At 59.4% G+C, this 21,124-nt stretch carries 16 protein-coding genes and 1 pseudogene; 6 read left to right on the top strand and 11 right to left on the bottom strand.

Features of this window, described 5'->3' with window-relative positions; all coding sequences use genetic code 11:
• Positions 1-76 precede the first annotated feature (76 nt).
• The 3 genes and pseudogenes from clpA to TM49_RS22700 form a co-directional block, all read right to left on the bottom strand.
• Positions 77-2,392: pseudogene (gene clpA, locus TM49_RS16695) on the bottom strand (ATP-dependent Clp protease ATP-binding subunit ClpA); the annotation flags it as partial.
• Between the two features lie 10 nt (positions 2,393-2,402).
• The gene (clpS, locus tag TM49_RS16700; RefSeq protein ID WP_045682948.1) at positions 2,403-2,756 is read right to left on the bottom strand and encodes an ATP-dependent Clp protease adapter ClpS; all 354 of its coding nucleotides are present in this window, start codon (positions 2,754-2,756) and stop codon (positions 2,403-2,405) included.
• Between the two features lie 336 nt (positions 2,757-3,092).
• Positions 3,093-4,115 (bottom strand): extensin-like domain-containing protein, encoded by a 1,023-nt coding sequence (locus TM49_RS22700; protein ID WP_052699894.1) that lies wholly within the window; start codon positions 4,113-4,115, stop codon positions 3,093-3,095.
• 130 nt (positions 4,116-4,245) lie between these two features.
• Here TM49_RS22700 and TM49_RS16710 point away from each other — a divergent pair, with 130 nt between their 5' ends.
• Positions 4,246-4,638: an acyl-CoA thioesterase gene (locus tag TM49_RS16710; RefSeq protein WP_045682950.1), complete on the top strand. Its 393-nt coding sequence runs from the start codon at positions 4,246-4,248 to the stop codon at positions 4,636-4,638.
• A gap of 2 nt (positions 4,639-4,640) precedes the next feature.
• On the top strand, positions 4,641-5,492 hold the full coding sequence (locus TM49_RS16715; RefSeq protein WP_045682952.1) for an RDD family protein: 852 nt from the start codon (positions 4,641-4,643) through the stop codon (positions 5,490-5,492).
• Positions 5,493-5,508: 16 nt separating this feature from the next.
• Here TM49_RS16715 and TM49_RS16720 read toward each other — a convergent pair whose 3' ends face one another.
• The 3 genes from TM49_RS16720 to TM49_RS16730 form a co-directional block, all read right to left on the bottom strand.
• Positions 5,509-6,678 (bottom strand): DUF1501 domain-containing protein, encoded by a 1,170-nt coding sequence (locus TM49_RS16720; protein ID WP_045682954.1) that lies wholly within the window; start codon positions 6,676-6,678, stop codon positions 5,509-5,511.
• 11 nt (positions 6,679-6,689) lie between these two features.
• Positions 6,690-8,066 (bottom strand): DUF1800 domain-containing protein, encoded by a 1,377-nt coding sequence (locus TM49_RS16725; RefSeq protein ID WP_045682956.1) that lies wholly within the window; start codon positions 8,064-8,066, stop codon positions 6,690-6,692.
• 180 nt (positions 8,067-8,246) lie between these two features.
• A complete protein-coding gene (locus TM49_RS16730) occupies positions 8,247-8,600 on the bottom strand; it encodes a DMT family protein (RefSeq protein ID WP_045682959.1) in 354 nt (117 codons plus the stop codon).
• A gap of 157 nt (positions 8,601-8,757) precedes the next feature.
• Here TM49_RS16730 and uvrB point away from each other — a divergent pair, with 157 nt between their 5' ends.
• Complete coding sequence (uvrB, locus tag TM49_RS16735) at positions 8,758-11,514, top strand: excinuclease ABC subunit UvrB (RefSeq protein ID WP_045682960.1); 2,757 nt, start codon at positions 8,758-8,760, stop codon at positions 11,512-11,514.
• Positions 11,515-11,637: 123 nt separating this feature from the next.
• Positions 11,638-12,297 (top strand): 2OG-Fe(II) oxygenase, encoded by a 660-nt coding sequence (locus TM49_RS16740; RefSeq protein WP_045682962.1) that lies wholly within the window; start codon positions 11,638-11,640, stop codon positions 12,295-12,297.
• A gap of 90 nt (positions 12,298-12,387) precedes the next feature.
• On the opposite strand, the gene TM49_RS16745 is transcribed toward TM49_RS16740, so the two are convergent.
• Positions 12,388-13,329 (bottom strand): mitochondrial fission ELM1 family protein, encoded by a 942-nt coding sequence (locus TM49_RS16745; RefSeq protein WP_144409589.1) that lies wholly within the window; start codon positions 13,327-13,329, stop codon positions 12,388-12,390.
• A 436-nt stretch (positions 13,330-13,765) separates the two neighbouring features.
• Positions 13,766-14,647: an AraC family transcriptional regulator gene (locus TM49_RS16750; RefSeq protein ID WP_082074782.1), complete on the bottom strand. Its 882-nt coding sequence runs from the start codon at positions 14,645-14,647 to the stop codon at positions 13,766-13,768.
• A 113-nt stretch (positions 14,648-14,760) separates the two neighbouring features.
• Between TM49_RS16750 and TM49_RS16755 the strand changes: the two genes are divergently transcribed.
• Both TM49_RS16755 and TM49_RS16760 read left to right on the top strand, forming a co-directional pair.
• On the top strand, positions 14,761-15,501 hold the full coding sequence (locus TM49_RS16755) for an SDR family NAD(P)-dependent oxidoreductase (protein ID WP_045685381.1): 741 nt from the start codon (positions 14,761-14,763) through the stop codon (positions 15,499-15,501).
• Between the two features lie 461 nt (positions 15,502-15,962).
• Positions 15,963-17,048: a PQQ-dependent sugar dehydrogenase gene (locus TM49_RS16760; protein WP_045682966.1), complete on the top strand. Its 1,086-nt coding sequence runs from the start codon at positions 15,963-15,965 to the stop codon at positions 17,046-17,048.
• 113 nt (positions 17,049-17,161) lie between these two features.
• Here the strand turns inward: TM49_RS16760 and cysQ are convergent, their stop codons facing one another.
• From cysQ to cysD, 3 genes are read right to left on the bottom strand one after another with little or no spacing between them, the layout of a single operon-like run.
• Complete coding sequence (cysQ, locus tag TM49_RS16765; protein ID WP_045682967.1) at positions 17,162-17,983, bottom strand: 3'(2'),5'-bisphosphate nucleotidase CysQ; 822 nt, start codon at positions 17,981-17,983, stop codon at positions 17,162-17,164.
• A gap of 14 nt (positions 17,984-17,997) precedes the next feature.
• On the bottom strand, positions 17,998-19,896 hold the full coding sequence (cysN, locus tag TM49_RS16770; RefSeq protein ID WP_045682970.1) for a sulfate adenylyltransferase subunit CysN: 1,899 nt from the start codon (positions 19,894-19,896) through the stop codon (positions 17,998-18,000).
• On the bottom strand, positions 19,896-20,813 hold the full coding sequence (gene cysD, locus TM49_RS16775) for a sulfate adenylyltransferase subunit CysD (protein ID WP_280136250.1): 918 nt from the start codon (positions 20,811-20,813) through the stop codon (positions 19,896-19,898). The genes cysN and cysD overlap by 1 nt, the downstream gene beginning before the upstream one ends.
• Between the last annotated feature and the right edge of the window lie 311 nt (positions 20,814-21,124).

The raw sequence follows: 21,124 nt of genomic DNA on the forward strand, positions 1-21,124 counted from the left end.
CCGATCAGGAATCGGCAGCGGACTTGCGCTTCTTGCCCTTGCCACCGCTCTTCGGACTGTCGGAACGCAGCTCGCTCGGCTTGACCGGAGTCGTGTCCGGGATCGCCTCGAGAGTCAGTTCCGGCTTGCCGTCCTTCTCGGCGACATCGACGCGGACCACACCACCCTTCTTCAGCTTGCCGAACAGGATCTCGTTGGCGAGCGGCTTCTTGATGTGCTCCTGGATGACGCGTGACAGCGGCCGTGCACCCATCTTCTCGTCGTAGCCGCGCTCGGCCAGCCATTCGATCGCCTTGTCCTCCAGTTCGAAGGTGACGTTGCGTTCGGAGAGCTGCGATTCGAGCTGCATGACGAACTTCTGGACAACCTGATGGATGACCTCGGTCGGCAGCGGCGCGAACGGGATGATCGCATCGAGACGGTTGCGGAACTCCGGCGTGAAGATGCGGTTGAGCGCTTCCTCGTCTTCACCGGTGCGCCGCGACGACCCGAAGCCGATCGCCGACTTCGACATTTCCGATGCGCCCGCATTGGTCGTCATGATCAGGATGACATTGCGGAAGTCGATCTTCTTGCCGTTGTGGTCGGTCAGCGAGCCATGATCCATCACCTGCAACAGGATGTTGTAGATGTCAGGATGCGCCTTCTCGATCTCGTCGAGGAGCACGACGCAATGCGGATGCTGATCGACGCCATCGGTCAGGAGACCGCCCTGGTCGAAGCCGACATAGCCGGGAGGCGCACCGAGCAGACGCGAGACCGTGTGCCGCTCCATGTATTCCGACATGTCGAAGCGCAGAAGCTCGACGCCAAGCGAGGAAGCAAGCTGCTTCGACACCTCGGTCTTGCCGACACCCGTGGGGCCGGAGAAGATGTAGGAGCCGATCGGCTTGTTGGGCTCGCGAAGCCCGGCACGCGCCAGCTTGATCGAAGTCGACAGCGCATCGATGGCCTTGTCCTGGCCATAGACCACCGAGCGAAGCTCCTGCTCCAGATTGGCGAGCACCTGCTCGTCGTCCTTGGAGACGGTCTTCGGCGGGATCCGGGCCATCGTAGCGATCGTCGCCTCGATCTCACGTTCGGTGATCATCTTGCGACGGCGCGAGACCGGCAGCAGCATCTGGGCCGCACCGCTTTCATCGATCACGTCGATGGCCTTGTCGGGCAGCTTGCGATCGGTGATGTAGCGCGCGGACAGTTCCACCGCCGCCTTGATGGCGTCGTTGGTGTAGCGCAGGTTGTGGTATTCCTCGAAATAGGGCTTCAGGCCCTTCATGATCTCGATGGCATCGTCCACGGACGGCTCATTGACATCGATCTTCTGGAACCGGCGCACCAGAGCGCGGTCCTTTTCGAAGAACTGGCGGTATTCCTTGTAGGTCGTCGAACCGATGCAACGGATCGCACCGGAGGAAAGCGCCGGCTTCAACAGGTTCGAGGCATCCATGGCCCCGCCCGATGTCGCACCCGCACCGATCACAGTGTGGATCTCGTCGATGAAGAGGACAGCGCCCTCATACTCTTCGAGTTCCTTGACGACCTGCTTCAGCCGCTCCTCGAAATCGCCGCGGTAGCGGGTCCCGGCAAGCAGCGTGCCCATGTCGAGCGAGAAGATGGTCGCATCGATGAGCGCTTCCGGCACCTTGCCTTCGACGATCCGCTTGGCAAGGCCTTCGGCGATCGCAGTCTTGCCGACGCCGGGATCACCGACATAGAGCGGGTTGTTCTTCGAACGGCGGCACAGGACCTGGATGGTGCGGTTCACCTCGGCGTCACGACCGATCAGCGGATCGATCCGGCCACTCAGCGCCTTCTCGTTGAGATTGACGCAGTAGGCCTTCAGGGCATCCGGCTGCTTGCGGCCGCTGTCCTCTGTGTCACGCTGGGCATTGGCCTCCGTCTCCTCGCTGTCGCCATTGACACCGCGCGGCGTGCGGGTTTCCGAAGAGCCCGGGCGCTTGCCGATGCCATGGGAGATGTAGTTGACGGCATCGTAGCGGGTCATCTCCTGCTGCTGCAGGAAATAGGCGGCATGGCTTTCGCGCTCGGCGAAGATGGCGACGAGCACATTGGCCCCGGTCACTTCTTCGCGACCGGAGGACTGGACATGGATCACCGCCCGCTGGATGACGCGCTGGAAGCCGGAGGTTGGCTTCGAATCCTCGTCATAGCCGGTGATCAGGTTTGCGAGTTCGGTATCGACATATTCAACGACGGTCTTGCGCAGGGCATCGAGGTCGACGTTGCAGGCGCCCATCACGGCGGCCGCATCGGCGTCGTCGATCAGTGCCAGGAGCAGGTGCTCCAGCGTGGCGTATTCGTGGTGGCGGTCGTTTGCATAGGTCAGAGCCTGATGCAGCGCCTTTTCGAGACTGGGAGAAAATGTTGGCACGATCAGATCCTCACTTCTTTTCCATGACACATTGCAATGGATGCTGATGCTGGCGCGCAAAATCCATTACCTGGGTAACCTTGGTTTCGGCCACCTCGTAGGTAAAAACCCCGCATTCCCCGACGCCGTTGTTATGGACATTGAGCATGATGCGGGTCGCCGCCTCGCGATCCTTCTGAAAAAAACGTTCCAGTATGTGGATCACAAACTCCATTGGTGTGTAGTCATCATTCAACAGGAGAACCCGGTAGAGGCTGGGTTTCTTGGTCTTGGGCTTGGTGCGCGTAATCACCGCCGTTGAGCGGTTCGGATTTTCACCCTTCTTGTCGGGATCATTCTGCATCCGGATCGACTTCGCGATCATTACATTCAACTCCATTCGTCCTTCTGGTCGTCCGACGCGTCCCGTCAGGCCCTCTTTTTCATATCTGTTTGTACCGAGTCCGTTTCAAGCTCCCTACGACTGAGGTCAATCTTAATGCCGATGTTCCGGGCTTGTCATTAAGAAAATAATCGACTGAAAAGCGCTGATGGCTCCCTGCCCCTCCGTCGGAGAAGGACCTGGATTACATCTGCCAAGGTTGGGGTTGGAAGAGAGAGAACTGCGTACAAAAGTGGACAGCGCGGATATAGGTGCCCGGCCGGCGCCGTTCAACCCACGCCCCGACATTCGCCGGAAACGGTCTCGCGCGAAAGCGTCCTACTTGCAGTAGGACTTGCCCGATTTCCGCTGCATCAGGTCGAAATGAAAGTGATCGTCATGCTTGGGATAGCCGGGTCCGAGCACCGTCGAAAAATAAGAGCAACTGCTCGCACGGATCGATTTCATCAGGCCCTTTTCGCGGAAGGCAAAGAATCCCTGCGAACCGACGTCGATGGTATGGCCGTTGTTGAGGGTGATGCCGCCAACGTCGATCGCGTTGCCGGTTGAATGCTCGGACCAGCGCCCGGTATTGCGACCATTGTTCATCGCGCGGCAGGAATAGCCGCCCATCGTGTTCACCGACTTCACGCCGGTGAGGTAGCGCACCCGCACGGCCGGCGCCACGTCATCCTCCATCCACTGGGCAAAGGCGAGCGCGGTCTCGCAGTTCACGGTGACATCGGGGGAAACGTTGATGCCGCCGCGCAGCGACTGGATTTTCACCGGATAGGCGATACCGCAATGCGAGCCGCTGGCAATGGCCGCGACTTCGGAAAACGTCACGCCCATGTCGTTCAGCTGGCTGCGGCACTGGCGTTCGGCAAAGGGCAGAAGCCCCGGCACACCGGGAAGCCGCGACTGTCTCGGCGCGCCGCCAGGATCGGCAAGCGGCAGCAGCGAAGCAGTTTCGATCGGATCGATACCGGGATCGTCGGTTGGCGCAGCGGGCGGCGAGAGTGCCGTCTCCGTGGATACGGGCGTTGTTTGCGGCACGGGCTTGGTGGCTGTTTGCGAGGGCTTGTCCGCCGGCGCGAAGCCAAGATAGTCGTCGATCGACGTCCCGGAGGCCGGCACCGTCTCGGCGATCAGCTGTTCGATGGAGGGCTCGTCCGCGGGCTTGGCGGCCGCGACCTGCGTCGCTCCCTGTTCCGTCTCTTCGCTGCGGGTCACAACCGGGGCCGACTTGTCGGCCGTATCGATCGAGAACGAGGTCATCAGACCGCCGATCGAGCAGCTGGCAAGCGCCACGGAAAGAGCTGAAATGGAGGCTGCATGCCGCAGGGAGGAAATTTTCGCCATACCGGACCGCATTCGAGTTCAACACGCCGGATGAATAAACCAGACAAGAGTAAACAAATGCTTTTGACATTGCGCGATATCGAGGCACGACTAGACTAGCGAGCGAATCCGCAGGTGATAGGGAGCTGCAATGACTGCAAATGATACCCCGACGGGCACGCTGACCATGCGCACCGTGGCGATGCCGGCCAACGCCAACCCGGCCGGCGATATCTTCGGGGGCTGGGTGATGTCGCAGATGGACCTTGCAGCCTTCGTGGCCGCCTCCGAGCGCGCACGCATGCGCACGGTGACGGCTGCCGTCAATTCGATGGCATTCGAAAAGCCGGTCAAGATCGGCGACACGCTCTGCGTCTACACGACGTTCCAGAGGGTCGGCCGGACATCGATGACGCTCCACGTCGAAGCCTGGGTCCACCGGCACGACATGCCAGCGCGCGAGAAGGTGACAGAAGCCGAATTCGTGATGGTGGCGATGGACGATGACGGTCGGCCGGCACCGGTTCCGCAGGAAGCCGTGTAAAAATGCGCACCGAAGACACTGCGGTCACTGCCCGCCCCCCACGCCTGTTCCTGCGGCGATTTGCGGCCCTCATCATCGACAGCCTCGCCTACATCATTCTCTTTACCTTCCTGATGGCCGTGCTTGCCATGGCGGTGCCATCGCTGAAGGCCGTCCTGCCGAGCCCCCTGCTCTATTCCCGCGTCTGCAGCAGCGAGACGGCCGATCTGCCGGCCTTCGCCGAAATTCAGGCGGCCTGGCAGACGGACAATCCGCGGACCAGCCAGCTCTGCACGGTGGAAAGCTTCTATCTGCCGGCAAAACAGTTCGCGGTGGTGACGGAAAGCCGCGAGGATAGCGGCGGCTCCACCTATACCCGCTCGCTGACCGTCGCGCTGGATGCGGACGGCAACGCGATCTTCCCCAATCCGGTCATCGCCAAGGTGATCTCGACGCTGCGGATCCTGTTGTTTCCGCTCGTTCTGGCGTTGGCCATGATCGGGTTCGGGCAGACACCCGGCAAGCGGCTGATGTCGCTGGTGGTCACCAAGGCGCCGCTGGCGAAAGAACCGGTCCCGCTGTCGCCGGCCGGTTCGGTCATTCGCGAATATGCGAAGTTCTGGCCGGTCTGCGCCAATGCGTTGATCCAGCTCGCGATCGCCGTCGGTGCGCCGCGCATCACCGATGTCGCCGGTGCAGTCTCGGCACTGGAAGCCTTTGGCGGTGTCGGCGACCGTACACTCGTCGACGCGCTGGTGCTCAACGCGGCGACGTTTTTCGTACTCTTCGTCTGGTGGGTGTGGCCGCTCGCCTTATGGCGCGGCCGGATGCTCTATGATGGCTTCATCCGCTGCTACGTGGTGCTGCGCGACTGACGGCGGAGCCTGGCGCTCAAGCCCGAACGAAAGCGGACGAGGCCGAGAAGTCGAGGCCGGGGAAGACGCTGCCGGTCAGCGCCGCAGCACCGAGCCCGAACTGGCGGTAGAGCATCGCCGCCGCCACTTCGCGGATATCGCCGGTCGGCATCAGGTCGCGGTCCTCGTAGAGCGCGCCATCCGCAACGCCCGGCCAGGTGCCCATGACCCGGCCACCCGGATAACCGCCGCCGGCGACCACGGCGCAGCCGCCCGTGCCGTGGTCGGTACCGCCCGTACCGTTCTGGCGCGCCGTGCGGCCGAATTCGGTCATGGCCAGCACCACCGTGTTGCTCCAGGCCTTCGGCCCCATTTCGGCCTTCAGCGTCAGGATCGCCTTCGACAGGCTGCCGGCCGAGCGGTTGAACAGCCCCTTCTGGTCCGCATGCGTATCCCAGCCGTTGATCGAGAAGGCAGCGACGCGGTAATCGCGCTTCAGGAAGCCGCCGGCGAGCCTAGCGAGCCCTTCGGTCGAGGCCGCGATACTGGCGCCGCTGAAGATCGCTTCGCTGCTCATGTCGGCATTGCGGGCCTGCTGGAAGGCCTTGGCGAAGGCATCGTCTTTCGAATAGAGCGCCTCGAAGAACAGAAGCTCATCCGCCGAGATCGGGATATCGTCCTTCGGCGACCAGATTTCCGCCGGATAATCGCCCTGCAGTATCAGGTCGGAGTCGGAGGTGACGTCGATAGCGCGAAGCTGTTCGCTACCCATCATGCCGATCGCGCGATTGAGCCAGCCATCGCGGCCGGCATGGCCGTTGCCGCCGGTCTCCAGAATGTCCTGGCCATCGAAATGGCTGCGGGCATCGCGGTAGGGCGTCGACACGGCGTGGACGAATGAGAGTTCGCCCGCCTTCCACAGCGGATAGAGATCGGCCGCGGCCGGGTTGAGTCCGAAACGGCCATCGAGATCGAGAAGGCCGGTATCGGGCGTCAGCGCCAGATCGGGACGCAGCCCGCGAAAGGCCGGATCGCCATAGGGCTGGACGAGATCGAGCCCGTCCATGGCGCCACGCAGAACGATCGCGACGAAGCGGTTCTCGCCATTGCCGCGGGCAAGCGCGAAGCTGGTCATCAGCGGCATGGCCGCCAGGCTGCAGGCACCACCGAGAAACAGGCGCCGTGTGGGATTGAAATCAATCGACATGCTGTCACCGCCTATCTGAGATTGAATTCGGGAGAAGCGAGCACGAGCGTCATCGCCGAAACCCGGTTCGGCGCCCGTTTCACCAGCGTTCTGGTATTATCGGAAAGCAGCGGACCGAGCGCCTGTTCGGCAAAGGCCTGCGGCTCCTGTTCCTTGTCGGCGAACCAGTTGATCAGCCGCCGCGCGGCGACGATCCGTCCGGCCAACTGATGGCCGTTCACCCAGCTCGCCCGACCGGCCTCGAAGCCCTCCGGGCTCGGCGGGTCCCAGACGGGCTGGCCGAGTGTGTTCAGCGTATAGTTGACACCCCTGCCGCGCTTGTCATCGGTGGTCAGGGCACGACCATCGACATTCAGGGCCCGCAGACAGGAGACGACATAGTCAAAGGGCTGCTTGACGTTGCAGGGCGCAAGCGTGAAGGCCTGCGGCGCCTCCAGCATGGTGGCGTAGACGGCGGCGAGGTCGCCATCCGTGCGCTTCCAGGTTTCTTCCATGGCGGCAACGACGTCTTCCGGGGCGTCCTCGTCGATGAAGTAGCTGGCAAGCTTGGTGCTGATATAGCGCGCCGTCTCCGGCCGGACCGCAAGGTCGTTCAGGAAATCATCGACATCCGAAATCTGGCGGGTATCGCCACCATAGGTCTTGCCGAGAATGGTGAAGGTGCCCGGCTCGGCGCGCTTGGCGTCGAAGACGGTCTTCGCGTCGGGGCGGTCAAGGGTGAGACCGGTCAGCAGGTAGGAGGCCTGACGCACGTCTGTCTGGGTATAGCCTGATCCGGCGCCAACCGTGTGCAGTTCGAGCAGTTCGCGCCCGTGATTCTCGTTGAGACCCAGCTTCTTATTGCGTTCCGCACGCACCGAATGCGGGCCGACCGAACGGAACTGATCGAGATAGGTGATCATCGCCGGATGCAGCGTGGCTTCGGTCAGAAGCGCGCCGAACGTCGAGGTCATGTTGGGGCGGATCGCTTCGGCTTCGTAAAGCGGCGTCATCAGCCGCATATCATCGGTCTTGCGGAACGAAACGGAGAAATGATCGGTCCAGAAGCTGGCCAGACGCTCATCGAAGCCATAGGGAGACGCCGCGGCTTGCGCGATGCGCGCGATCTGATCCGCCTGAAAGGCCTTTGCCGCCGACTGGCGAAGCTTCTTCATTTCCGCCATGCGGGCTTCGCCCTCATAGGCCTTGCTGATCGCACTGCGCTCGCTGAAATAATCGATCGCATGCTGGCGGCGGGCTTCGATCCCCTCCACCGGAAAGCCGGGCGCACCTTTGGTCGCCTGGCGAAGTGCGTTCTCGACCCCTGCGGGGTCATCGGGTGCCGTCTCGCCTGGACGAAGTCCATAGCCGAAACGCACCGCCGAAATTGCGGTTTGGCTTGATATCATCGTGCTCGACACATGGTTTCAGTGAAAATGCCGGGGCAAGACCGGACGCCGAGGCGAGTACTGAAGAAATGGCCGGTTCTGCAACTCCCACGACTTTATATGCCCCAACAATGTGGACAAAATGTCGCAGGAATTGGTCCGTTCGATGACGTTTACCAAAGACAGTCCGCGAGACCAGCCTCAGGCACGGAAGATGAACGCGGCCCCTGCGGCGATCAGGGCGAAGCCGATCAGATGGTTGAAGGTCAGCGACTCCTTAAGCCAGAAAACCGAAAAGCCCGTGAACACGGTGAGCGTGATCACCTCCTGGATGGTCTTGAGCTGGGCCGTGGAGTAGACGGCAACACCGATCCGGTTGGCAGGTACGGCCAGGCAATATTCGAAGAAGGCGATCCCCCAGCTCGTGAGGATCACGATCACGAGCGGCGCGCCGCGGAACTTCAGATGCCCATACCAGGCAAATGTCATGAACACGTTCGAGCAGACCAGCATCAGCACCGGCCAGGCGGCCGCGGGCGAAAACGAAGCAGGCATCAATGATCTCCGTGGAAACCGGCCCCAGCCGGATGCGCGTTCTTACAGCATGCCGAGCGGCCACGCACGCGATTTGACACCCGCACATGTTCTATTTTTGTTCACAATTCGGGTTGCCCTCTTTTCTTTTAGCTGCAACCTCTCCATATTCGCACCCATGGCCAGATCACCCAGAAAATCCCAGCAAAAGCCAGGTTTCGAAGAAGCGCCGCAGGCTCCCTTCGAGGGCAAGCCCTATGACGGCTCGATGAACGACTGGCTCGAAAATCTCGAACGCGAGGCCGAGGCGGAAACCGTCGAGAGCCAGCGCAAGCTCGCCTCCAAGGCCGGCAAGCACCGCCGCAAGGCGGCTGAAGGCGGCGGCACAACCGCCGGCCGCACATCGCGCGGCGTTTCGATCGGCGGCTCCTCCGATCCGGCAACCCGCGCCGCAGCCGGCCTCAACCCGGTTGCCGGTGTCGATGTTTCGCTTGAGGATGCCAAGAACCTCGCGCCCGGCGCCGTGACCGCCACGGTCGATGCCTTGTCGAAACTGATCGAGAGCGGCAATCCGCTGTTCAAGGACGGCAAGATCTGGACACCGCACCGGCCGGAACGACCGCAGAAGTCCGAGGGCGGCATCGCCATCGACATGGTGACCGAATACAAGCCTTCCGGCGACCAGCCGACAGCCATCGCCGATCTGGTCGAAGGGCTGAATTCCGGCGATCGCAGCCAGGTGCTGCTCGGCGTCACCGGTTCGGGCAAGACCTTCACCATGGCCAAGGTCATCGAGGCGACGCAGCGCCCTGCCCTCATTCTGGCGCCGAACAAGACGCTCGCGGCCCAGCTCTATTCGGAATTCAAGAACTTCTTCCCGAACAACGCGGTCGAGTATTTCGTCTCCTACTACGACTACTATCAGCCGGAAGCCTACGTGCCGCGCTCCGACACCTATATCGAGAAGGAATCCTCGATCAACGAGCAGATCGACCGGATGCGCCACGCCGCGACCCGCGCCATCCTCGAGCGCGACGACTGCATCATCATCGCCTCGGTCTCCTGTATCTACGGTATCGGTTCCGTCGAGACCTACACCGCCATGACCTTCCAGATGGAGGTTGGCGATACGCTCGACCAGCGTCAGCTTCTCGCCGACCTTGTCGCCCAGCAATACAAGCGACGTGACATGGACTTCCAGCGCGGCTCCTTCCGCGTGCGCGGGGATACGATCGAAATCTTCCCCGCCCACCTTGAGGATGCGGCCTGGCGCATCTCCATGTTTGGTGATGAGATCGACGCCATCACCGAGTTCGATCCGCTGACCGGCCAGAAGACCGGCGACCTGAAATCGGTGAAGATCTACGCCAATTCGCACTATGTCACCCCGCGCCCGACCCTCAACGCGGCAATCAAGTCGATAAAAGATGAGTTGAAGGGACGCCTTCAAGAGCTTGAAAAGGCAGGGCGTCTTTTGGAAGCCCAGCGCCTTGAGCAGCGCACCCGCTTCGACATCGAGATGATGGAGGCAACCGGCTCCTGCCCCGGCATCGAGAACTATTCGCGCTATCTCACCGGCCGCAAGCCGGGCGAGCCGCCCCCGACCCTTTTCGAATATATCCCCGATGACGCGCTGATCTTCATCGACGAAAGCCACGTCACCATTCCGCAGATCGGCGGCATGTATCGCGGCGACTTCCGGCGCAAGGCGACGCTCGCCGAATACGGCTTCCGCCTGCCCTCCTGCATGGACAACCGGCCACTGCGCTTCGAGGAATGGGACGCGATGCGCCCGGACACGATTGCTGTTTCGGCAACGCCGGGCGGCTGGGAAATGGAACAGGCGGGCGGCGTCTTCGCCGAACAGGTCATCCGCCCGACAGGCCTGATCGACCCGCCCGTCGAGGTGCGCTCGGCCAAGACCCAGGTCGACGACGTACTGTCCGAAATCCGCGAGGTTTCACTCAAGGGCTACCGTACGCTGGTGACGGTGCTGACCAAGCGCATGGCCGAGGACCTGACCGAATACCTGCATGAACAGGGCATCCGCGTGCGCTACATGCATTCCGACATCGACACGCTGGAGCGCATCGAGATCATTCGCGACCTGCGGCTCGGCGCCTTCGACGTGCTCGTCGGCATCAACCTGCTGCGCGAGGGCCTCGACATTCCCGAATGCGGCTTCGTCGCGATCCTCGACGCCGACAAGGAAGGTTTTTTGCGCTCGGAGACGTCCCTTATCCAGACCATCGGCCGTGCGGCCCGTAACGTCGATGGCCAGGTCATCCTTTATGCCGACCAGATCACCGGCTCGATGCAGCGCGCGATGGAAGAGACCAGCCGCCGCCGCGAAAAGCAGCTGACCTATAACGAAGAACACGGCATTACCCCGGAATCGGTGAAGGCGAAGATCTCCGACATCCTCGACTCGGTCTACGAAAAGGACCATGTCCGCGCCGACATCGGCACCAAGGGTGGCAAGGGCTTCGCCAAGGACGGCCATCTCGTCGGCAACAATCTTGCAGCCCATCTGGAGGCGCTCGAAAAGCAGATGCGCGATGCAGCCGCCGACCTCGATTTCGAAGCGGCCGCCCGCATCCGCGACGAGATCAAGCGCCTCAAGGCAGCAGAGCTTGAAGGCATGGACGACAAGCTCGAGCGCCAGGAATCCCGAGAGGCCGAGAGCGCGCCGAAATCGGAAGGCTATTTCGCCAAGCCCGACCTCGATTCGATGGGCCCCGGCACGGATATGGCGAAACCGCTGTTCCGCAAGAACGACCTCGACGAGATGACCGTTGGCCGCACCGAGAAGCCGCTCGGCGGCGACGCCAAGCCGGTGCAGCGCGGCAAGATCGGAACGGGTTCCTATGAGGATCCGGCTGAACAGAAGCGCCGCAGCCGCCGCAAGGGCAAGACCGGCCGGCCGGGGTCTTGAGCTCCCCCCAGCCGAAAAACACTACTTTAGATTATATCTTATCCACTCCTAGTTGTAAAATACTATAGGTGTGCTATTTTTATACCGCTTACTTAAACGGGTATCGTTTTATGGCGGGCGGATATGATCGATGATCTCTTGGCAATCAGTGCATCTCTTGGCGCTGCATTCGCGCAGGCGCAAAAGGTTACGGAGCCATACGACCACTGGCTGCTTAGCAAGCTTTTCCCGACGCATATCCTGCAGCAGTTGCAGACAATGGCCGCGCCTGCCCCTGGTCCGCAACTGCTCTCCGGAACACGGGAATCCAACAACGAGACGCGGTATTACCTGAATGCCGAGAGCAACAGGAAACACCGTTTCTGCGCCGCCGTGTCCGCAGCATTTCAGACGATGACCGTTGTTACAGGGATCGAGCAGATGACCGGCGCCCACCTGGAGGGGTCATATCTGCGGATCGAATACGCGCAGGATAGCGATGGCTTCTGGCTGGTGCCGCATACGGATATCGGCGCAAAACTGTTCACGCTCCTGATCTATCTTTCCGGGGAAGACGAGCAGCTCGGCACGGATATTTACAGCGCTCGCGACGCCTGGGCCGGGCGGACACCCTTCGCGCCCAATCTTGGCCTTGCCTTCGTTCCCTCCGACAAGACATGGCACGGCTTTGAAAAGCGACCGATCCGGGGCATCCGCAAAACCCTGATCGTCAACTACGTGAAGCCGGAATGGCGCGCGCGCGATCAGCTAGCCTTTCCGGATCAGCCCGTGACATCCCGTTAGCGCAACTCCGGAAGATGTGGAAGCCGGTCGCAATAGCGCCATATCAGTGCGACAGAGCGCTTTCGCATCATTGGGAAAAGCGAAATCGCTTCAGGCCTTGGTAGCGCGCTCCCGCATCGCTTGCTGAATGGCCTCTGCGATCAAGGCCGTTGCATCGACAGGCTCGTAGCTGTAGGGCGCAAGCGAGCCAGAGAACGGCCTGACCAGGCCATCGGCCTCCAGCTTGGCAAGAAACCGGGCCAGTTTCGGGTTGAGCCCTTCGGTGATGACCGGAAACACCGGCTTGCCGGTGAAAAGCGCCTCGCTGACCATATTGTGCGAGTCCGCGGTCACCGCCAGCATGTCGCAAAACCCGAGCAGAGCCCGATAGGGATTGTCCTCTTCGGGCGACCAGATCCAGTGCGGAAAGCCGGCAAGCCTGGCCCGGAGCGCGGTCATCACGTCCTCCGGCGTGCGTCGCGACTGGGTGACGATGATGCTTCCACTTTCCGCCTTCGCGTGATCGACCTCCCTGAGAAACCGCTCGAGCGCCGCCCGTCGGTCGCGCGCACGCGCGACCGGGTCTCCGATCAGCAGCCCGAGGCGCGGTGCAGGCAGCGCGTCCCAAGCAGCCGGCCTGTTGGCCGCAGCTTCGGCGAGCGCCTCCTGCGTCAGCGGATGCGGCCCGGTGTCGCTCACCAGCACATTGTCGCCCCTCAGCCGGTCATGCCGCGGCACCCAGATGAGATCGGCGGCCGACGAGCCGGTATGCGGATCCTTCAGGAAAACGGTAAATGTCCTGCCCCCGGACGCGGCCTTGATCGCCTTCAGATACGCCACCATCCGCCGGCCGGTCGCGATCGCGAGATCCGGAAACGGCGGCGCGATCGGGCTAGAGGCGCTGTCGGGCCGATGTGCCGGCGGCACAGGTCCCCAGGGCATGAACCATTCCCAAGGCTTGCCCGGCCGGATCGTCCGCTCCTCGGCATCGACACCAAGCCTGTTGGCGACCCCAAGGCACTGCACCCGATCCCCCATCTTCCCGTCGGTCAATATCCAGACTCGCAACGCCAAACCTCGCTTGTCAGCACCAACACCCCAGCCGCCCTCGTTTCTGCCGCGCCCCACCCGCACAGTCAATCGCCTGCCGGCCGCAAACCGAAACGTTGAACGGGGTACGAGCCGCTGAGGGCTTAGTGCTAGTGTTGTCGAGACGAGACGTACAACGGTGATTTCCGCAATGTTTTCAATCCACCAGATGGACCACTACGGCGAATTTCGATCTTAGCGTTTTCAATGACTTAGCGGCAGCCTGCCCCATGCTAAAGATCTCTCGCCCAAGAGTTGCCCTGGCTTAGCCCCACCCGGCAGCAGCCTGATCACCGATCAAAGTTCCAGGGATGAGGAACGAGAGCTTCCCGATGGAAATTCCACTTGAGTTTCCCACAAGTGGCAAGCTTTGACGCGGGGGCATGATGTCAACCTGGGCCTATGGACTCAAATCGGCGCTCGGCGCGCTACCGAACTTCGCCTTGTACTCTCGACTGAACTGCGACGGGCTCTGATAGCCGACCTCATAGGCAACGCTTGCAACGCTGGCGCCGCCGGCGCTCAGAAGCTTCCGCGCCTCCAGAAGGCGCATCTGCCTCTGGAAGGCAAGCGGGCTATAACCGGTCACAGCTTTGAAATGCCGGTGAAACGACGTGACGCTCATGCCAGCGGACGCCGCCAGGTCAGAGATAGCGACGGGCGCATTGTTGTTGACGCCAAGCCAGTCGGCCGCGGCCTTGATCTGGCGTCCGCGTTCATCGCGTTCAACGACCTGGCGCAGCGTGCTCCCCATCGGCCCCTGCAGTAGCCGATAGTAAAGCTCGCGTTCATAAAGCGGTGCGAGCACGGCGATGTCATCCGGCGTGTTCACTAACCCAACGAGACGCACGAACGCCTTGCCAACCACGCCACTCAGATCGTCCGCCGCAACAGCGCAGCTCCAGCGCTCCTCTTGCCGCGGCATATCGAGCGCGACACGGGCGAGACGGTCTATATCCAGATGCAGGCTGATGCCGACATAGGGAAGTTCGCGGGTCGCGCCTGTCAACTCGTGCGAATATGGAAGACCAAAGGAAGACGCAGCCGACGCGCCGGGCCGAAGCTCAAACCGGTTGGCGCCCATGGTCAGAACTTTGGTGCCGCGCAGGACAACATAAAACATCGGCTCAAAGACCGCCGATATCTTTGAGGTATCCGAAGTGCTTGCCCACACAGTCAGGCGCGGAACGGGTGTCGCGCGCCCTACCGGTCCCGGTAACGAGGCTATGTAAGGTGCCACATCTGTGAGTAGGCGTTGCTTGGTAGTTTCGATGTCGATCATCGGCCATATATAGGATCACGACAGGATCAGGCAAATGTTTGGCACCATCGTCGATGGTATCCGTCCCTTTTCTCGCTACTTATTCGGCAACTTTGGTAGAAAAGGACAAGACCATGATTGAGTTGACTGGAAAACGTACGCTGGTGACGGGCGGCTCGCGCGGGATCGGCGCTGCAATTGCCCAGGTTCTGGCGGAAAATGGAGCAGACGTCGCCTTCACCTATCAGCATTCGGGAGAAAAGGCGGATGAGGTCGCAAAGTCGATCCGCAAAATCGGACGACAAGCACTCGCCGTCCAGGCGGACAGTGCGGACCCGGCGGCGATAACCCGCTCGGTGGAAGAAGCTGTCGCTGCTCTTGGGGGACTTGACATCCTTGTGAACAGCGCAGCGAAGGGGCACTGGGGCATGACAGCGGACCTCGACCCGGATGAGTATCAGGCCGTAATGGATACCAACGTCCGCGCGCCGGTGTTCTACGCCAAGGCCGTCATCCCTCACCTTGGCGAAGGTGGGCGCATCATCAACATCGGCTCGGGTCTGGGCGAACGCGTTCCCTTCCCCGGCATCACGACCTACGCGACGTCCAAGGCAGCCCTGACATCCTTCACGCGCGGACTGGCACGCGAGCTTGGACCCAGCGGCATAACAGTCAATCTGGTGCAGCCCGGTTCGGTCAACACTGACGCGAATCCATCAGACGGCGAAAGCGCTGAAATGCAGAAAAGCATGATACCGCTCGGGCGATACGCCGAACCACGCGAGATCGCCAACGTCGTGGTCTTTCTCGCAAGCCCTGCCGCGAGCATAGTCACGGGTGCCGTTATCCTCGCCGACGGCGGCGCGCTCGCCTGACGGGGCGGCAGCCGGCATTTCAAGCGTGACTGGAAGAGATCAAGATAGGGCACCTCCAACACGCAGATGTGCCTTAGCAAGAGGTTCGGTGAAGCCGACCCTCTTGCTTCGATTATGCACCTGCCTCCAGCCAGTGCAGAAAGGCTACAAACGCGATTGAAGCTCTTTCCGCGTGCGGGCGGATGGCGATCCGGTCGCCCGTCTGCATGGCAACGGAATCACCGACCTAACATAAATGTGTTTTGAATTCGGGGCAGCGCTTCGCCATCTGAATGGCCAACGGTGAAGAAGGAATTCAACCTAGTTTGAACGTGTCTCTGCCTCTTCACCGCCCCTCAGGCGACTGTTGCGAGGTCTCGGCTTTGTTGTCGCCGCTCATTTTAAGGCAACCTCCAGTCCGTAGGAGAAAAGGCTTGGCCAGATCGCAAATTCTCTCAGCAACCGCCCTCCTTGCTATCGTGATGGCTGCACCCGCCAGCGCGCAAAGCGTGAATGCGGGCAATCGCAGTTTCAGCCAGACGACACCATTTGCGGCAGAGACGATTGCCGAGTTTGATACGCCCTGGGCAATCGCGTTTCTTCCAGACGGTCGCATGCTCGTCACTGAAAAGCCGGGTTCGCTCTTTCTGGTCGATCAGCAGGGAGGCAAGCTTGAGATCGGCAATGCTCCCGACGTCGCAGCATCCGGGCAGAATGGTCTTCTCGATGTCGCCGTGAGCCCCGACTACGCGCAGACCGGCGCGGTCTATCTGACCTATGTAGAACCGGGCGATAGCGGTTCTCGGCTGGCGCTGGCCCGTGCGCGACTTGACGATACGGCCGGGCGCCTTGAGGACCTCGCGGTGATCTGGCGTCAGACCCCTGCCGGAGGCAGGGGCCAGCCAGGCGGTATTATTGCCTTCGCTCCCGACGGCGAGCATCTCTTCCTGACCGTCGGAGACCGAATGGAACCTTCGAGCGCTCAGGATCCGCAACAGGCGCGCGGAAAGGTCATCCGCTTGGAGCTCGACGGCAGCGTCCCGGACGACAATCCGGGTGCCGATCAGAGTGGTGTGCCGGCCGTCACCTGGACGACGGGTCATCGGAACCCATACGGCCTTGCTTTCGCGCCAGACGGCGACCTCTGGATGCACGAGATGGCTCCACGCGGAGGCGATGAATTCAACCGCATTGTCAGTGGCGAAAATTATGGCTGGCCCGAAGTCTCCAACGGAAGGGAGTATAGTGGCGCTCCGATCCCCGATCACGAAACACGGCCTGAATTCGCTGCGCCCGCCGTCTACTGGACACCCGTGATCGCGCCCGCTGGCCTTACCTTCTATGAAGGGTCAATGTTTCCAGAATGGTATGGCTCAGCACTGATAGGTGCCCTGAAATCGATGGCGCTTGTCCGCGTTGAGATCGGTCAAGGCGACGCTGCAGACGAAGCCGAGCGCTGGGATATGGGCGCGCGCATCCGCGATGTGGCGGTCGCCCCCGATGGTGCCGTCTGGGTCATCGAGGACGCCGACCCGGGAAGGCTCCGCAGGTTGACGCCAGCCGAGTGAGCGGCGTTCTCCCCTGCGAAACCTATAGGCTGTAGTAGATGGGCGCACTGCAGCAGGTCACAAACTCTACATCAAACGCGGGACCATGCGGGGCGCAGGTCACAAGTTTACATTTAAATCCAACGGCGGCCCAAGAACTTACCGGAACGGCGTTCATAACCAGAAGTACTACCTATGAAGGCAGGATTAGCGAAATCGCCGTCAGCTTCTCCGTGTGTCTTGCCATAGCGCAGCAAACCATGACGAGCGCCAACTGCATTGGTAAGTCCGCCGGCCTTTCGCAATATAGCATCACCTGCGGCGGTATCCCATTCCATGGTGCGCCCAAAACGAGGATAAACATCCGCCAATCCCTCGGCTATCAGGCAGAACTTCAGCGACGATCCAACCGAGGCAAAATCTGTCACACCGTTTTGTCTGATGTACTCTTCCGTTTCTGGTCCGGAATGAGAGCGGCTAACGACCGCAGTAATCACTTCGCCCATTTCTCGGCATTGAATTACCAACGGTGTTGTGAGGTTGCCCTGTTGAATTGTTTGCTTGACGGCATAGTTTTCGTAAGTTCGGTAAAGAACCCCTTTTGCGGGAGCGAAAACAATCCCCTCAACCGGGCGCCCCTGTTCAATGAAGGCAATGTTAACGGTAAACTCGACCCTTTTCGCGACGAACTCTTTCGTGCCATCGAGAGGATCAACTAGGAAAAAAGGCTGGCCATCAACCGTAGGGACACAGCCGGCAGCCACCGACTCTTCTGCAACTATCGGTATAGAGGAAAACTTTTCAGCAAGATGCTTTAAAATTACCTGCTCAGCCTTCTCATCTGCGAGAGTCACGGGCGATTTGTCATCTTTGTAATCAACGTCAAATTCAGTCCTAAAGATATCCATAATGACCGCACCCGCCTCAAGAGCCGCCTCTAAAAAAACATCTTGCATTTTCGTCAACTCAGTCAGTCCTTATTCTGAATACCCAGTAAGTATTCATCTATCCGAGTGGCCAATTCGAAGGGATCACTTCCATTCGTTTCCAGATGAATTTCAGGGTTCTCGGGCACCTCGTAAGGAGATGTTACGCCCGTGAAGTTGGCTATCTGTCCGGCCATGGCTCTCTTGTATAGGCCTTTCGGGTCACGTCCGGAACAGACCTCAATAGGAGTGTCGACGAATATCTCAATAAATTCGCCTTCATCCATCATCTCACGCGCCAGCCGTCGTTCCGAACGGAAAGGAGAAATAAGCGAAACCAAAACGATAAGGCCTGCGTCGGTCATTAGCTTCGCGACCTCTGCGATACGGCGAATGTTCTCCACCCGATCTTCAGCCGTGAATCCTAAATCGCGACAAAGCCCGTGCCGGATATTATCGCCGTCCAGAAGATAAGTGTGCTTACCTTTTGCATAAAGAATTTTCTCCAATTCATTAGCGATAGTGGATTTTCCCGCCCCGGATAAACCAGTGAACCAAAGCACCGCTGGTTTTTGAGCTTTTATCTCAGCGTGTGCTTTCTTGTTGACTTCAACCGCCTGCCATTGAACGTTCTGCGCGCGACGCAAAGGAAAATCAATCATGCCAGCAGCGACGGTGGCGTTACTAAGTCTGTCGATGAGTATAAAGTTTCCGGTTGTGCGGTTGTCCTTGTAAGCATCGAAGACAATCGAAGACTGTGTCGACACGTTGCAGATCCCAATCTCATTCATAACCAATGTCTTGGCCGCCTCATGCGAGAATGAGTTGACGTTCACCTGATATTTGAGGGCAGTGATCGTGGCTGACGTGCTATCAACCTCTGTTCTAAGAATGTATGAGCGGCCAGGAATCATGGCAGTTGAATCAAACCAGATGATCTTCGCTTGAAACTGATCAGCAAGAGCGGGTCGGCTATCAGGAGCGACGAGAATGTTTCCGCGTGAGACTTCGATCTCATCTGCGAGCACAAGCGTAACGGCTTGGCCGGCTTCTGCGCTTGTCAAAGATCCGTCCATTGTGACGATTTGTTCAACTTTGGAGGATTGACCGGATTTCGCAACAACGACTTCATCTCCAACAGCAACAGTCCCTGACGCCACCTCCCCCGAAAAACCTCGGAAGTTGAGATTGGGGCGAGAAACAAGCTGGACTGGCATACGAAATGGCTTCTGCAGAAGATCCGAAGCAATAGGTACGGTTTCAAGGTGCTCGAGCAAAGTAGGGCCCGAATACCAAGCCATATGCTGAGAAGGAGTAGTCACGTTATCGCCGAAGCGGGCCGACATCGGAATAGGGGTAATCGATTCAAAACCAAGATTTTTCGCAAACTGGAGATAGTCAGCGACGATCCTGCTATAGACGTCATGCGAATAGTCCATAAGGTCGATTTTGTTGATCGCTAAAACGATATGGCGAATTCCGAGCAACGAAGAGATGAAGGAATGGCGCCGCGTCTGACGCAATATCCCCTGCCTGCTATCGACAAGAACAACGGCAAGATCGGCAGTAGAGGCACCAGTCGCCATGTTTCTCGTGTATTCCTCGTGCCCAGGCGTATCGGCAACGATGAACTTACGACGAGACGTGGTAAAAAAACGGTATGCTACATCGATTGTTATCCCCTGCTCTCGCTCAGATTCCAGTCCGTCTACTAAGAGAGCAAAATCAATGTCTTTACCGTTAGTACCGTGTTTATTGCTATCGCGTTCAAGGGCGGCAAGTTGATCTTCAAATATGAGTCTTGTATCATAAAGTAAACGACCGATCAGAGTGGACTTTCCATCATCCACGGATCCGCAGGTAAGAAAACGAAGCAAAGATTTCTTTTCCTGATCGGCGAGGTATGAAGCAACGTCACCGGAGAAATCTGAAAGATCGCTCATCAGAAATAGCCCTCGCGCTTCTTCTTTTCCATCGATCCCGCTTCGTCCTTATCAATTATCCGCCCTTGGCGTTCAGATGTTCGAGCAGTCAACATCTCGCGGACGATATCCTGAAGAGTCGTAGCTTCAGATTCCACCGCCCCAGTGAGCGGATAGCAGCCGAGCGTACGAAACCGCACCATTCTATTCTCGACCCTCTCGTCCGCGTCCAGCGGCATCCGCTCATCATCAACCATGATCAGAGCTCCATCGCGCTCAACAACAGGACGCATGGCAGCGTAATAAAGTGGAACGATGGGAATATTCTCCTGCATAATGTATTGCCAAATATCGATCTCCGTCCAATTTGACAGTGGAAAGACCCTGATCGATTCACCTTTGCCGACCCGCGTGTTATATGTTTTCCACATCTCAGGCCTTTGCTTTTTAGGGTTCCAAGCATGGTTTGCGTTACGGAATGAAAATATTCGCTCTTTAGCCCGCGACTTTTCTTCATCGCGCCTTGCACCGCCAAATGCTGCATCAAAACCGTAGCTGTCGAGTGCTTGCCTGAGACCGACAGTTTTCCAGATATGGGTATGTGTATTTGAACCATGATCGAAGGGATTGATTTTTCCCTCAACCCCCTCCTGGTTGATGTGAACGATTAGGTCAATGCCCAGATCACGAGCGACTTTCTCGCGGAACTCGTACATCGCCTTAAATTTCCATGTCGTATCGACGTGCAAAAACGGAAATGGTGGCTTGGCGGGGTAAAAGGCCTTAATCGCTAAGTGCGACATGACCGACGAATCTTTACCGATCGAGTAGAGCATTACCGGCTTCGAAAAGCTGGCTGCAACCTCACGCAAAATATGGATGGATTCCGCTTCAAGGCGAGCAAGATGGGACAAAGTCACTTCGGCGGGCGCTTTCAAATTAGTTTCGTTTGCGTGGATTTGTAACACCCACGCATCCGTAAAAAAACAGACTTCACTTCAAATCCGCCCGTCAGAGCGGATTGATTTGGCGCCAAAGACCATCAACGAGGAACGCCATTCGAACCGACGAGGCTGCCGCTTATCTATGTCGGAGAGGTTTGGATGCCCTTGAATCGCCCAGATGAGGCGGCCATGCACAGCATCATCGAGAACACCCAAGCAATCCTCGGCGTCACTGGTACGTCGCTGAGTATGACATCGAACTCTGCGAAATCGGCCAGAGGCTGCTCGCCGGGCGACGCAACTCC

This window comes from Martelella endophytica (assembly GCF_000960975.1).
In the GTDB taxonomy this organism is placed as follows: domain Bacteria; phylum Pseudomonadota; class Alphaproteobacteria; order Rhizobiales; family Rhizobiaceae; genus Martelella; species Martelella endophytica.

Excerpts from the sequence above, each read along its gene's own strand:
- clpS (WP_045682948.1), bottom strand. The coding sequence starts at position 2,756 with ATGATCGCGAAGTCGATCCGGATGCAGAATGATCCCGACAAGAAGGGT.
- TM49_RS22700 (WP_052699894.1), bottom strand. The coding sequence starts at position 4,115 with ATGGCGAAAATTTCCTCCCTGCGGCATGCAGCCTCCATTTCAGCTCTT.
- TM49_RS16710 (WP_045682950.1), top strand. The coding sequence starts at position 4,246 with ATGACTGCAAATGATACCCCGACGGGCACGCTGACCATGCGCACCGTG.
- TM49_RS16715 (WP_045682952.1), top strand. The coding sequence starts at position 4,641 with ATGCGCACCGAAGACACTGCGGTCACTGCCCGCCCCCCACGCCTGTTC.
- TM49_RS16720 (WP_045682954.1), bottom strand. The coding sequence starts at position 6,678 with ATGTCGATTGATTTCAATCCCACACGGCGCCTGTTTCTCGGTGGTGCC.
- TM49_RS16725 (WP_045682956.1), bottom strand. The coding sequence starts at position 8,066 with ATGATATCAAGCCAAACCGCAATTTCGGCGGTGCGTTTCGGCTATGGA.
- TM49_RS16730 (WP_045682959.1), bottom strand. The coding sequence starts at position 8,600 with ATGCCTGCTTCGTTTTCGCCCGCGGCCGCCTGGCCGGTGCTGATGCTG.
- uvrB (WP_045682960.1), top strand. The coding sequence starts at position 8,758 with ATGGCCAGATCACCCAGAAAATCCCAGCAAAAGCCAGGTTTCGAAGAA.
- TM49_RS16740 (WP_045682962.1), top strand. The coding sequence starts at position 11,638 with ATGATCGATGATCTCTTGGCAATCAGTGCATCTCTTGGCGCTGCATTC.
- TM49_RS16750 (WP_082074782.1), bottom strand. The coding sequence starts at position 14,647 with ATGATCGACATCGAAACTACCAAGCAACGCCTACTCACAGATGTGGCA.
- TM49_RS16755 (WP_045685381.1), top strand. The coding sequence starts at position 14,761 with ATGATTGAGTTGACTGGAAAACGTACGCTGGTGACGGGCGGCTCGCGC.
- TM49_RS16760 (WP_045682966.1), top strand. The coding sequence starts at position 15,963 with ATGGCTGCACCCGCCAGCGCGCAAAGCGTGAATGCGGGCAATCGCAGT.
- cysQ (WP_045682967.1), bottom strand. The coding sequence starts at position 17,983 with ATGCAAGATGTTTTTTTAGAGGCGGCTCTTGAGGCGGGTGCGGTCATT.
- cysN (WP_045682970.1), bottom strand. The coding sequence starts at position 19,896 with ATGAGCGATCTTTCAGATTTCTCCGGTGACGTTGCTTCATACCTCGCC.